Source organism: Klebsiella sp. Q11 (assembly GCF_964241505.1).
In the GTDB taxonomy this organism is placed as follows: Bacteria; Pseudomonadota; Gammaproteobacteria; order Enterobacterales; family Enterobacteriaceae; genus Klebsiella; species Klebsiella michiganensis.
Genome location: NZ_CAXSXW010000030.1, coordinates 1 through 12987 on the forward strand (window position 1 = coordinate 1; position 12987 = coordinate 12987).

General features: G+C 47.6%; 14 protein-coding genes and 3 pseudogenes. 10 read left to right on the plus strand and 7 right to left on the minus strand.

The annotated features are described in order from the left end of the window. Positions 1-137: 137 nt before the first annotated feature. Complete coding sequence (locus ACESQ2_RS28090; RefSeq protein WP_064386399.1) at positions 138-1670, minus strand: IS3 family transposase; 1533 nt, start codon at positions 1668-1670, stop codon at positions 138-140. A 119-nt stretch (positions 1671-1789) separates the two neighbouring features. Between ACESQ2_RS28090 and ACESQ2_RS28095 the strand changes: the two genes are divergently transcribed. Together ACESQ2_RS28095 and ACESQ2_RS28100 are read left to right on the plus strand one after the other, a co-directional pair. Beyond that, positions 1790-3136: an ISNCY family transposase gene (locus ACESQ2_RS28095; protein WP_077255298.1), complete on the plus strand. Its 1347-nt coding sequence runs from the start codon at positions 1790-1792 to the stop codon at positions 3134-3136. Positions 3137-3194: 58 nt separating this feature from the next. Next, entirely contained in the window at positions 3195-3986 is a 792-nt protein-coding gene (locus ACESQ2_RS28100; RefSeq protein ID WP_003032641.1) for a tetratricopeptide repeat protein, read from the plus strand. A 40-nt stretch (positions 3987-4026) separates the two neighbouring features. On the opposite strand, the gene ACESQ2_RS28105 is transcribed toward ACESQ2_RS28100, so the two are convergent. Beyond that, a complete protein-coding gene (locus tag ACESQ2_RS28105) occupies positions 4027-4671 on the minus strand; it encodes a macro domain-containing protein (protein ID WP_177941493.1) in 645 nt (214 codons plus the stop codon). Between the two features lie 127 nt (positions 4672-4798). Between ACESQ2_RS28105 and ACESQ2_RS28110 the strand changes: the two are divergent. Beyond that, positions 4799-5149, plus strand: a pseudogene (locus ACESQ2_RS28110) (integrase core domain-containing protein); the annotation flags it as partial. 30 nt (positions 5150-5179) lie between these two features. Further along, positions 5180-5518, plus strand: a pseudogene (locus ACESQ2_RS28115) (IS5/IS1182 family transposase); the annotation flags it as partial. Between the two features lie 45 nt (positions 5519-5563). On the opposite strand, the gene ACESQ2_RS28120 reads toward ACESQ2_RS28115, so the two are convergent. From ACESQ2_RS28120 to cadR, 4 genes and pseudogenes are all read right to left on the minus strand, one after another. Then, positions 5564-5755: a hypothetical protein gene (locus ACESQ2_RS28120; protein WP_127074617.1), complete on the minus strand. Its 192-nt coding sequence runs from the start codon at positions 5753-5755 to the stop codon at positions 5564-5566. Beyond that, positions 5752-5913, minus strand: a complete 162-nt coding sequence (locus ACESQ2_RS28125) for a hypothetical protein (RefSeq protein ID WP_003032086.1) — start codon at positions 5911-5913, stop codon at positions 5752-5754. Before ACESQ2_RS28125 ends, ACESQ2_RS28120 begins: the two co-directional genes overlap by 4 nt. Positions 5914-5984: 71 nt before the next feature. After that, positions 5985-6309: pseudogene (locus tag ACESQ2_RS28130) on the minus strand (integrase core domain-containing protein); the annotation flags it as partial. Between the two features lie 508 nt (positions 6310-6817). Continuing rightward, on the minus strand, positions 6818-7225 hold the full coding sequence (gene cadR / locus ACESQ2_RS28135; RefSeq protein WP_004364961.1) for a Cd(II)/Pb(II)-responsive transcriptional regulator: 408 nt from the start codon (positions 7223-7225) through the stop codon (positions 6818-6820). Between the two features lie 95 nt (positions 7226-7320). Here cadR and ACESQ2_RS28140 point away from each other — a divergent pair, with 95 nt between their 5' ends. From ACESQ2_RS28140 to ACESQ2_RS28165, 6 genes are all read left to right on the plus strand, one after another. Then, positions 7321-8217, plus strand: coding sequence for a cation transporter (locus ACESQ2_RS28140; protein WP_004364974.1), 897 nt, complete (start codon positions 7321-7323; stop codon positions 8215-8217). Between the two features lie 3 nt (positions 8218-8220). Next, positions 8221-8733 (plus strand): signal peptidase II, encoded by a 513-nt coding sequence (gene lspA / locus ACESQ2_RS28145; RefSeq protein WP_003821921.1) that lies wholly within the window; start codon positions 8221-8223, stop codon positions 8731-8733. Between the two features lie 21 nt (positions 8734-8754). Further along, positions 8755-10044 carry an ISL3-like element ISPpu12 family transposase gene (locus tag ACESQ2_RS28150; RefSeq protein WP_004574636.1) on the plus strand — a complete coding sequence of 430 codons (1290 nt, stop codon included), beginning with the start codon at positions 8755-8757 and terminating at the stop codon, positions 10042-10044. Positions 10045-10253: 209 nt separating this feature from the next. Beyond that, positions 10254-10964, plus strand: coding sequence for a flagellar brake protein (locus ACESQ2_RS28155; RefSeq protein ID WP_074169301.1), 711 nt, complete (start codon positions 10254-10256; stop codon positions 10962-10964). A gap of 117 nt (positions 10965-11081) precedes the next feature. Then, positions 11082-11666, plus strand: coding sequence for a helix-turn-helix transcriptional regulator (locus ACESQ2_RS28160; RefSeq protein ID WP_000799244.1), 585 nt, complete (start codon positions 11082-11084; stop codon positions 11664-11666). Positions 11667-11807: 141 nt separating this feature from the next. Continuing rightward, positions 11808-12524 carry an EAL domain-containing protein gene (locus tag ACESQ2_RS28165; RefSeq protein WP_032731930.1) on the plus strand — a complete coding sequence of 239 codons (717 nt, stop codon included), beginning with the start codon at positions 11808-11810 and terminating at the stop codon, positions 12522-12524. 61 nt (positions 12525-12585) lie between these two features. On the opposite strand, the gene ACESQ2_RS28170 is transcribed toward ACESQ2_RS28165, so the two are convergent. Continuing rightward, positions 12586-12987 (minus strand): fimbrial protein (locus ACESQ2_RS28170; protein ID WP_373171591.1); only part of this gene is annotated, 402 nt, incomplete at its 5' end.

Genomic DNA, 12987 nt, shown 5'->3' on the forward strand with positions numbered 1-12987 from the left:
ATCAGTAAAGAGAATGAGAGATCAAAGTGGTCATTTTAATTGAGCTGGATAACGGACATTTCAATTGAGCCTTGACATGTATTGTTATAACCATTTAGTAATGTCACTTTTGGGGCTGCGGATGTTTTCCTGGACTGTTATGTTGTGATCCCAAGATGCTGCCGGTACTTCACCGGACTCATTGCACCTAATGATAGCTTGATACGTTTCTCGTTATACCAGCGTATGTACCTGTCCAGGAAGCAGATAAATTTTTCCAGCGTGATACCAGTCCAGTTTCTGCCATAGAACATTTCGTTTTTGATACGCCCGAAGAAGCCTTCACACGCAGCATTATCCGACGAGCATCCTTTGCGCGACATGGACCTTATAAGTCCGGATGTGTTGATACGATCGAGCCAGCCCGGCCACCGGTAATGGCCACCACGATCGCTGTGTATTACCGGTTTATCATGTTCGTTGAGCGTATCGAGTGCTTCATCGAGCATCGTATTCACCAGCGTCGCGTCCGGGCGTGTTCCTATCGACCAGCTTACAACCTGGCCATCAAAGCAGTCGATAACCGGCGACAGATAGACTTTTCCAGCCGGAAGCTGGAACTCCGTAATATCGGTCAGCCACTTCTCATTTGGCCTGCAGGAACTAAAATCCCGGGCGAGTAAATTTTCCGGTGCCGGGCCGATTTCGCCACAGTAAGAGTTGTATCGTCGCCGCCTGGTGCGCTTAACAACGAGCTGCTCTTCTGCCATCAGTCTGCGGACAACCTTTTCAGAAATAACCCTGTTGTTACCGCGAAGCATCGCGTGAAGGCGCCGGTAGCCGTAACAGCGGTAATTCTCCTCAAAGATATCGGCCATGATCACGCGTATTTCCGCATACTTATCGCACAGACGTTTGCTGGCTTTGTGGTAAAAATAACAGCTGCGGGCAAGTTGCAGAACGCTTAGCAACTCAGCAACGGGGTACTTTTTCTTAAGGGCATCAACTATCAGGGTTTTCTCCCTGTTTTTCAGTGTCAGAAAGCTGATGCCCAGATCTTTTTTTATCAGTTCATTCGCCTTTGTCAGTATGTCACGTTCGAGCTGCAGCTGATGAACCTGCTGCCTGAGTCGCTGGATTTCACCGAGTAAAGCATCCTGATTTTTATCTTGAGGGGCTGCCTTTCGTTTACGCATGGATTGATAAGCCTCGTCACTGATAAGGTCTTTCTTCCATTTGTACAGGACCGGGACGCTGACGCCTATGCTTTGTGCAACTTTACGCGCGGTTCCACGTCGGTTACAGAGTTCCCGGACGGCCTGAGACCTCTCTTCCGGGCTGAAGCATTTGTTTGTGCCTGAGCGAATGACCAGGGGACGCGCATTTGGGTAAAACTCTTCAATCCAGCGCTTTAGAATTTCGTTACTGGGGTAGCCGATGGCTCGGCGAGTGTGCGACAGGCAACCACCGTGAGTAAGATAATGCTCAACAGCAGCAATTTTCTGTGTCCGTGAATAGCGTTCTCTTGGCTTTAATTCCCTGGGTAAATCGCCCTTCTCTTCATAAATCCGAACCCAACGGCCCAGCTGTTTTGTGGAAGGATATCCCAGCTCCATGACGACAACGGAGGCTTTCTTTCCGTACCGGTAATAGAGTTCGACGGCCCGGATCCGGTCCTCGTATGAATGCATAAATTAACCCCTGAAGGTCCAGGAATTCGTCCGCACTCCCTTTTATCCAGATAGAAATGTCACCTTAGAGTAAGCTAAACTGAATGCAATTCTAAGGGACTCAACGCATGTTGGTGACCATGTCAGATAAAGAGATCCACCGTTTACCGGTGATACAGGCAGTTTGTGAAAAGCGTCTGCGCCGTCGTGATGCAGCATCACAGCTTGGCATTTCAGAACGTCAGGCGCAACGGCTTATTAATCGTTACCGGGTTTCAGGTGCTGAAGGACTTGTCAGCCGCAAACGCGGTAAACCCAGCAACCGTCGGCTGACCGAATCTCTCAAAATGCGTGTACTCACGCTGATACGTGAAAACTACAGTGACTTTAGACCCACACTGGCCGCAGAAAAGCTCAGAGAGCGCCATAATATCCGGCTTTCAATCGAGACCGTCCGCAACTGGATGACGTCTGACGGAATCTGGATCCCACATGCCCGACGCAAGTCACGGGTTTATCAACCCCGGCATCGACGTGATTGCCTGGGGGAACTGATCCAGATCGACGGCTCCCACCATGACTGGTTTGAAGGCCGTGCACCAAAATGCTGCCTGCTGGTCTTTATCGATGATGCCACCGGCCGTCTGATGCATTTGCGGTTCAGCGAATCAGAAACAGCCTTTGACTACATGCTGGCTACCCGGGAATACATTGAGCAGCATGGGAAGCCGGTATCACTGTACAGTGACAAACACGCAATATTTCGCGTCAGTGGTCCAGAGAATCGCAATACCACTGTTACCCAGTTCGGACGTGTGCTTTATGACCTGGCAATCGAGCTTATCTGTGCCAACAGCTCTGAAGCTAAAGGCCGCGTGGAACGTGCGAATCAGACTCTTCAGGATCGACTGATCAAAGAAATGCGTCTGGAAGGTATTACCGGCATTGAGGCAGCAAATGCCTGGCTTGCCACTTTCATTGCAGACTTTAACCGCCGATTCTCACGTCCGGCCAGGTTCCCCAAAGATTTACATCGTCCGGTGCAGGAAAGCCCCGATGAATTAAGAGACATCTTTGCCTGGCATGATGTTCGTACCGTGTCGAAATCACTGACCTTCCAGTACGATAAGATCCTTTATCTCATGGACCCAACAGAAGAAAATAGCCGTCTTGCCGGTGAAAAAATTAAAGTACTGGATTATCCCGATGGCACCCTCGCCTTCCACTATGGGCACCGGAGCCTTAAGTGCCAGGCATTTGATAAGCTGGCCTGTGTCGACCAGGGGCAGATTGTTGATAACAAACGTCTCGGGACAGTACTCAGACTGGCTCAGGTAAAGCAGGATGAGCGGGAAAGCGAAGGTAAACGGGAACGAAGCAAAAAATCGCCCAGCCGTAAGGCTCAGGTGCGCGTCCAGGAACAGCTCCGGGCTATCAATCCCGTTCTGGTAGACCCGAGCTTGTTTGTGGCAAGTTCAAAGCGATAGAATCGACCATCAGTGCTGCAAAGTACCGGAACAGTGAGCACCCAAAAGGATACTTGAGATGATTAAATTCCCGACTAAAAAACGCGTTGATTTGTATAAAAATGCTGTCAGTTCTGAGCAATTACATCTGGATCTGGCTGCGGCTCAGGAGTTCATGTTTGATGCCTGGGAAACTGATGACCTGGACGTTGTGCTGAAACTCATCAGAAAAGCTATCAAGAAATCCCCGCTCTGTGCTGACGCATACTCATTCTACTGCGAGATATCTCAAGAACCTCCTGAGTCAAAAATTGGGAATCTGGAGACGGCTTTGTACGCAGCCAGCATTGCTCTTGGCGAGGATTTTCAGGAGTTCGCAGGACGTTTCTGGGGATTTGTCGAAACACGTCCATATATGAGAGCAAAAGCAGCTTTGGCTGATGCCTTATGGGAGTCCGGTAATTTCTACCCAGCCATGGCTCATTGCCGCGAAATGCTCAAGCTCAACCCGAACGACAACCAGGGGATTCGCCATTTATTAACTGGTTATTATCTCGAACTGGAAATGGTGGATGAGCTGACCTTACTACTGGATGATTATTCAGAAGATGTGCGCCCGTATCTCCAGTATACACGCGCCCTCCTCGCCTACAGACAGTCATCCCCTGATGCCGATGATATCGCTAGAACTGCGATTGATTCTAATAAACACATTCCCGGCTTGTTATCAAAGTGCAGATTGCAACCTAAGTCTAACAGTGGATATATTACGTTAGGTGGAATGGACGAGGCCATTGATTATGTCAATAGCAATATAAAACCATGGATTCGTACTTCTGGTGCAATTGAATGGATTGTCAATCGCATTTAAATGATGAAGGCCATTACTTAGGCCTCCATCATTAATTTAACTACAAGCCATTTCTTGCAGTCTTTAATTCTAAAAGATTGACTTTATCAATCTTCCCTTCATGGATCATTATTGTCAATTTCGCAGGGTGTTTAAATCGCATCTCGCTTATCCTAAAAGTCCAAAGCATGATCTTTAGGAGATCTTGCTCATCGATAATTTTATGACCTTTAATTCTGGTGAGCCCGGACCCAAAGATTGGTACAGAAACGCTTTTCTGAGCGTAAACACGATTCACTTTGTCCCAAAAATTTATTAAAAACCCAAGATACTCGGGCATGGTGAGATACGCTTCATTGTGTCTGTTGAATTTAGATAGCGCGGTAAGTATGTAATCATGGTAGACGCATATGGTACCAATCTCAAATTTTTGTTTTTTACCTTCAGGCCGATCCGCATTGATTTCTTTTATTTCATCCGAATCAAATCGATAATTTTCTATATATGCATCTAATTCACTAACAGAGCAATCACAGTATTCTCTAATGAATTTACCATTAAGGCTGGCTTGAGCAATGATTCGTTCATCAACTTGAGTGTCAAAGTATTCATTAAAAGCTATAACTTTCAAACCTTCCTGCTTAAAGATATCCCCTGTTTTAATAACAACTGTACTTTCCTCTATAGTCAGATTGATTTCCCTCAAGCCATTTGCTCTGAACCACAACCAAAGATAGCCGACGAAAAGCACTAGGATACAAGCTATGCCCGCTGCAATTTTTTGCTTTGCAGGAATATCAACAAAAATAACTACGGCACCAATAAAACCAAATGAGAGTGTAGAAAAGCGCTTTGGAAATACGCTTTACCTGCCACACGCAGTTGAGTGGCTGACTGATAACGGCAGTTGCTACATAGCGGACGCCACAAGGACGTTCGCTGCCTCACTCGGGTTCATCGTGTGTACGACGCCGGTGCGTAGTCCGGAGAGCAATGAGATGGCTGAATCGTTCGTGAAAACGTTCAAGCGTGACTACGTGTATGTGAATGACCTGCCGGATGCGGTGACCGTAATGGAAAAACTGACGGAATGGATGGAAGACTATAATAACTGGCATCCTCATAAAGGGCTGAAAATGCAGTCACCAAGAGAGTACAGAAGTTCGCTACTAGCTATAAATTAGCCGTGTCCGTTTTAGCGGGGGCAACTCCATTACGATACCCGGCTATGTCACGATGAACTGCGGCGTAAGAAAATCAGCGCGCTTATCCCTCCCCGAAAAGGTGCGGGTTACTGGCCCGGTGAATATGCAGACCGTAACCGTGCAGTGGCTAATCAGCGAATGACCGGGAGTAATGCGCGGTGGAAATGGACAACAGATTACAACCGTCGCTCGATAGCGGAAACGGCGATGTACCGGGTAAAACAGCTGTTCGGGGGTTCACTGACGCTGCGTGACTACGATGGTCAGGTTGCGGAGGCTATGGCCCTGGTACGAGCGCTGAACAAAATGACGAAAGCAGGTATGCCTGAAAGCGTGCGTATTGCCTGAAAACACAACCCGCTACGGGGGAGACTTACCCGAAATCTGATTTATTCAACAAAGCCGTGCAAATGCTGTAACACCGGCTCCGACAGCAACTCCCGCCGTTGCAGTCCCTTTACCAACGTGCGATGTGCGATATTCCTCCTCTAGTTTTTCGACAACATTGTCGAACTCAACAATTTCTGCTTTTAGTTCACTCCAGGATTTATCGAATTCTTTTGGTTTATTTGCCAGTTGACTCACATAGTTTTCGACGTGTGTAATAAGTTTTCACTGCATTTCTGACGCAAAAGGAATAGATTTGTAATCTCTTCCTGCGTCCCTTTTGCCTGAATCTCATAACGGTCAGTTGCTTTTTTAAGTTTTGATAAAGCGGTTTCTCTTTCGGATCCACGTAACATTTTTTACTCCTGCTGTATGTCGTGAAATTATTCCTATATTTGACCCTATATATCCAGATATTTTTACTCTCTTACGATTGCGATAGATTTCTGTGTATATATTCCTGTGTTGACTGATATCCCAGAGCACTATGCGGATGACGTTTGTTGTAATGAATGAACGCCACTGCCGAATTCATCACCGCAGCCTGGCTGTCCGGATTCGACATGATTCCGATGTAGTCCCGTTTTATCATCTTCACGAAGCTTTCTGCTATTTCGTTGATTTCCGGGCTGCTCACCACTGTTGTGCATGGCTCAAGATTCAACTCTCTGACGAACTGCGAACTTCCGCGTTTCATGTGCAGTATACGCTGAACCATTATCCGTCAGCCACTGCACCGGTATGTCCGGTAACCTGTACGCGACGATAACCGTAACTCGGCATGTCACTGATGATATTGAGGATGTCAGACTGTATCCCTGCGTCAACTTCGTCATTACGCCGGGTACAGCATCTGCCCTGTCAGACGGCTGAATGGTTACCATGTTGGTGGGCTACGTAGGAGACATTCATACCCCTACTCCATCGTCTGCTGGATAATGGCGATTTTCTCCTGATGAGTCTGACACTTACGGGCTTATTGCCCTAACAAGATCTCGGTCACCTCAGAATTAGCACCTGTGTTACACATATATTCAACCTTATCTCTTATCTGGAGATACAACTACTGTCTGTTTAAGGGACTACATCACTGTCCGCTATCATCACTATTGGTAGACCAGGGATGTTTATATTAAAAGATTATTCATTCCAAATACCTATAAAGAAAATTCGGGGTAAGCGGATTAAATGGTTGATCTTACCTTTGCATGAGAGTGAGACAGACCGGCATCTCATCGGATTATCTGGTTGATGCTTCACCTACTGCTGGTGCATGTTTCCTTCGCTAATTCCAGCAAGAACCCCACACGCCTCAACTTCCCGGTCATCGTTGCAACTCGCTCTCAGTGAAACGAGTTGTTTCTCAAGCGCTTGCAGAGCGGTTATCTGCGACCGCACATGAGAGATGTGATCATCGAGCAAGGCGTTGACGGCGGTACAAGGCTGATGAGGGTCGTCCTGATAGCTCTGTAGTTCGTGAATCTCAGCCAGTGACAGGCCCAGGATTCTGCAGCGACGGATGAAGGCCAGCCCCTCACCATGCTTCTCGGTATAGACACGGTAACCGTTGTCCTGCCGATCAGGCGGCGGCAACAAGCCCTGCTGTTCATAGAAGCGGATCGTCTGTGTTTCGACCCCTACCAACTGCGCCAACTGACCAATGCGCATCAGCCTCCTCCCCAACGGATTCTTTACTCTATTGACCTTATAGTAGCTTTATAGTTTAAAATGGTACCACAACATTGTTCAAGTGGAGTCGTATCATGAGCAAATCCTGTGGTGGCGCCTGTGGCGGTGATGCAACGTCCGCAGCGGATACCGATATACAGGCCTCCTCCGAGGCGCCAGGGAGATGGGTCAGTGTTTATGCCGTGCCGAAGATGGACTGTCCATCAGAAGAACGAATGATTCGCCTAGCCCTGAACGGCTTTGAGGAGATTCGGGCGCTGTCCTTCGACTTGTCGAACCGCCGGCTGAAGGTCGTGCATGACGGCGAGGTCGAGCCCGTCACCTCGAAACTGAAGACCTTGGGGCTAGGCGCCTCGCTTCAGGAAACCGTCGCTGCAAATCCGGAGACCATCAAGGCCGCCGAGTTTTCGGCAGCTTCTGCTAAGCAAGAATCCGGGACCCTGCGCTGGTTGCTCGGCATCAATGCACTTCTGTTCGTGGTGGAAATGACTGCCGGTCTGATCGCCCGGTCCACCGGCCTGATTGGAGAATCCCTGGACAATTTTGCCGATGCGGCGGTGTACGGGCTTGCCCTTTATGCGGTTGGACATAGCGTGAAAATGCAGGTACGTGCCGCGCATCTTGCTGGTGTACTGCAACTGATCTTGGCTGTGGGCGTGCTCGTAGAGGTGGTGAGACGCTTTGTATTCGGTAGTGAGCCTGAATCGCTGGTGATGATGGCTATCGCATTCGTCGCATTGATTGCCAATACCAGTTGTCTGCTGCTCATATCCAAACATCGGGAAGGCGGGGCGCACATGAAGGCAAGCTGGATATTCTCGGCCAACGACGTGGTGATCAACCTGGGGGTCATCACCGCCGGCGCCCTGGTCGCGTGGACCGGTTCCAATTATCCGGATCTGATTATCGGCACCATCGCGGGGGGCATTGTACTTAACGGTGCCAGACGCATTTTGGCGTTGAAGGGTTAAATAATGCTCATTATTGGCAAAAAGCTCTCGCCGTATGCCCTATTGTCCATATCGGGCCTGCTGGCAGCGTCTGATCAGGCTGTAAAGTGGCTGGTGCAGCAATCAATGGCCTATGGCGAGTATGTTTCGGTGACCCCGTTCTTTAACTGGGTGCACCTATGGAACACCGGTGCCGCATTCAGTCTTTTTGCGAATGGTGGAGGCTGGCAGCGCTACTTTTTTATCGGAATCGCGGTAGTGGTCTCGATTTTTCTGATCAAGCTGATCCTTGAAAATCGTCATAAAGGAGAAGCCATCGCTTACAGTCTTATCCTCGGTGGCGCCATGGGCAACCTGATTGACCGGGTCTTTCGCGGCTATGTTGTGGATTCCTTTGATTTCTATTGGCGAGACTGGCATTGGCCGGCCTTCAACCTGGCTGATATTGCAATTGTCCTCGGTGCCTTACTTTTCGTTTCCAGCAGCTTGTTGGGTAAAAAAGCAAACACCAATGCCGAGTCGGATGGATCTGACTGACACCTACGCCTATACAACACCATGACCGAACTTCCCGACAACATCCTTCACCTGCCGCAATACCAAGTACTGGGCTGCAAATCAACCGACGACGAAATGCACTTCCAGGTGGACGTGCCCGATCCCATCGCCTGCGAGGAATGCGGCGTGCAGGGTGAGTTCGTACGGTTCGGCAAGCGTGACGTTCCCTATCGTGATCTGCCCATCCACGGCAAGCGGGTCACTCTCTGGGTGGTCCGCCGCCGATACACCTGCCGGGCCTGCAAGACAACATTCAGGCCCCAGCTACCGGAGATGGTGGACGGATTCCGTATGACACTGCGGCTGCATGAGTACGTGGAGAAGGAATCCTTCAACCACCCCTACACCTTTGTGGCGGCACAGACCGGCCTGGACGAGAAGACGGTGCGCGACATCTTCAACGCCCGCGCCGAGTTCCTGGGGCGCTGGCACCGCTTCGAGACGCCCCGCATCCTGGGCATTGACGAGCTATACCTGAACAAGCGCTACCGCTGCATTCTGACCAACATTGAGGAGCGAACCCTGCTCGACCTGCTGGCCACCCGCCGCCAGGACGTGGTGACCAACTACCTGATGAAGCTGAAAGACCGGCAGAAGGTCGAGATCGTCAGCATGGACATGTGGAACCCCTACCGGGCAGCGGTCAAGGCTGTGCTGCCCCAGGCCCGTATCGTGGTCGATAAGTTCCATGTGGTGCGCATGGCCAACGATGCCCTAGAGAGAGTGCGCAAGGGCCTCAGAAAGGAGCTGAAACCGTCCCAGAGCCGGACTCTCAAGGGAGACCGGAAAATCCTGCTGAAACGCGCTCACGAAGTCTCAGACCGGGAGCGCCTCATCATGGAGACCTGGACAGGCGCGTTCCCGCAACTGCTGGCCGCCTACGAGCACAAGGAGCGCTTCTACGGCATCTGGGACGCCACCACACGGCTCCAGGCAGAAGCCGCCCTGGACGAGTGGATAGCCACCATCCCGAAGGGCCAAAAGGAAGTCTGGAGCGATCTGGTCAGGGCAGTGGGAAACTGGCGCGAAGAGACCATGACCTACTTCGAGACGGACATGCCCGTCACCAACGCTTACACGGAGTCCATCAACCGACTGGCCAAGGACAAGAACCGTGAAGGGCGCGGTTACTCCTTCGAGGTGATGCGGGCACGAATGCTCTACACCACGAAGCACAAGAAGAAGGCACCGACTGCGAAGGTCTCTCCTTTCTACAAGAAAACCATCGGTTACGGACTGCCGGACTTCGCAGAGGAACTCAACTACGGAGTCGATCTATCAACCATCTGAGGGTGGTATCAGATTGATGGGGTGAAGGTGCCCCATAAACCATTAAATCCTTATACCCAAAATTCGACAGTGTCAACTATCGATCAATAGGATTAGCCTATTTTTTTACATCAAACAATAGGCTGTAATGGCATTTTTTTAAGAAAAATACGATTCAAACATGGGATAATAAATTAAAATTCTGTCTATTTTTGGATTAGGGAGTCAATATGTCTGAAGGAGTTTCTAAAAATTCCAGATATGAAATCATTGCAATTCTGAGAGATGAACTCAGGATTCAATCTAAATTGTACTTCTATTGTAATGATATAAAACACCAGTCAACCCTAAAAAAAATAGAAGGAAATTTTTTCTATATAAAACCATCTACCTCTCATCCAGGCCTTCCTAAAGAGAGCATTTTTTATTTTATCATCCACAGCCCATTAGGAAAAATAGAATTCACAACCAACAATCGAATCACTGACAAAAGCAATTCAAACAATCTTCTATGCTTCATTATCCCTGAATCATTATCAATACTACAACGAAGGACATCACCAAGAATTAACGTTAGGTACGAAAGCCAGTTTTATTGCTCTGGAAGATACAGAAGTGGCACTATTTATAAATATCACTTGAATGATATATCTGAAGGTGGTTGCTCGTTTATATCCCTGGAACCTTTGCATAGTTTTATTAGAAATGGAAATGAACTTGAAAATTCAGTGTTAAATCTTGGGGAGTACGGACAAATCCTTGTTAATTTAAAGATAAAACATATATCCGAGGAAAATAATCGCAAACAATGTGATGCAACAAGCTTCAGAGTATCTTGCATGTTTTATTACGAAAGTGAAGAAAAAAAAGAGAAGATAGAAAAAATAATTGTCAAATTGATAATTGATAGAAAAATAATAAACAGGCGAAGCCTAGTTTAATTCATTTGATGAAATATAATTTCAATAAAACACAACCACTTTAATCTAAAACACTATTAATTCAATAGCACACAAGACATTTTTTGATAACGATAGTCAACAGGAAAATTTAACACATTGAAAAACACATTACTTTATACTGACGACAATATCATCGGGCACTCAATCCATGATTATATGATTGATAACAAAAAAAACATCACCACTCTTAACTTCCAGGATATTGTTAAGGGGACCAGCGCGCCATCAACTACTACCATTATTGTCAACACTATCCATAAGGATATCTCTGCAGCCACAACGGTCGCATTGCTTAATACCCTGCGCAAGCGTCTTACGCACTGCGCTTTGCTGGTTTTAATTGTAAAAAGTGACCTCTCCAGACTGTTCCGGGAGCTGCTTTATATTGATAATATATTGATTTTGAATGAAAAATCTTCTTTATCAGATTTCTCAGCCATCATCAACAGACCTTTGACCGCCGATGGCTGCCAGCGGTTATGTACCCGGCGTAAGCTAACCGCTAGGGAGCTTCAGGTTCTGGAGCTAATCATTGCCTGTAACAACAATAAAAGAATCGCATTACTCCTCGATATTGATCACAAAACGGTACACAGTCATAAGGTACATATTATGAAGAAACTGGGGATGAATAACTCACGGATAATGAATAAAAGGATAGTCAATATGTATCGGTGCTAAAGCCAAAAATATGTGGGTGACCAATCAAAAACCGATAATTCATTGGTAATCTGCCTTTAATAATCATTCCCATAGACATAAACCTGACCTATAATAAAGTTATCTTCTCTTTACCTCCGACCTGATTTTTGACGAGAGATAATGAACGCGACTCTGTTTTCCAATCATAATTTATCACGTAGCGATATATCCGTTCGTTATGTCTTTCAAAAGATGTTTTCCCCAAAAGGTACGCTCGTCGCCGTAGAGTGCCTGAGTCGTTTCGATAGCCTGTCTATCTCTCCAGAAAACTTCTTCCGCTATGCCAATGCGGGATTGCGCGAGAGCATATTCATGGAGCAACTGGCGCTTATTGAAAAACATAAACAGTGGTTTAATAAAAACGGCATCTCTGCAACAATCAATGTTGATGACCATATACTCAACATATTGCTAAGACCAGAGATTAAAAACCTCGTTGGCCACATTGGCTGCGTTCACTTTGAGGTAACAGAAAACTCGAATAAATTATTGAACAATGCTCTTGCAACCTGGAGCGATCCGCGAAGTACGACGCTCTGGCTCGATGATTTTGGCTCAGGCAATGCGGGTATTAGCGCGATTCGAGGCTACCATTTTGATTATGTCAAAATCGATAAAGACTTCTTCTGGCATTTAATGCAAAAAGATTCTGGCCGACCATTGATGGATGCGCTGATCACCTTTCTTTCCCGTAACCACCATAATGTGATTATTGAAGGCGTAGAAAGCGAAGCGCACAAGAAATGGTTACAGGGCATGGAGTGGTTTGCTATTCAGGGACACTACTGGAAGGAAGTCAGTATTGAACAACTGGTCAAAGAAGATATCAAGGTTTAAAAAAATGCCGGAGCATTCCGGCATCAATATTAACATTCGCGCAATAAAGTCAATCAATCACTCAATTATAAACTAACTCCCAGGTCGCCCAGCTGGTCAACGGACCGCTGGTCGCTTTTTCCGGCGCTGGCGTAACGTAGCCAATGTAATAAGTAAATATCCCGCCATCCACCGCCTTTTCGACCAGAGGCACCCGGTTTTGCTGCGGGTCAGCCGGGACAATTTTATTGCTCTTGTCCAGAGTATTATTGTCGTTAGTCGACAGCGCCAGGAAAATATGGCTGGCCCCATCCGCGCGCGTATTCGCCAGATAACCAGCGTTTTCATTGCTGACGGAATTAACCATAAACCCATCAATCCAGCGCACATTCACCATCCGAACTTCATCTTTATCCGCCGCGCCGCCGTCGTGACGCAGCTGGCAGTTCGAGAGTTCCAGCGTAAAAGGCTGCGGCTTCATAAA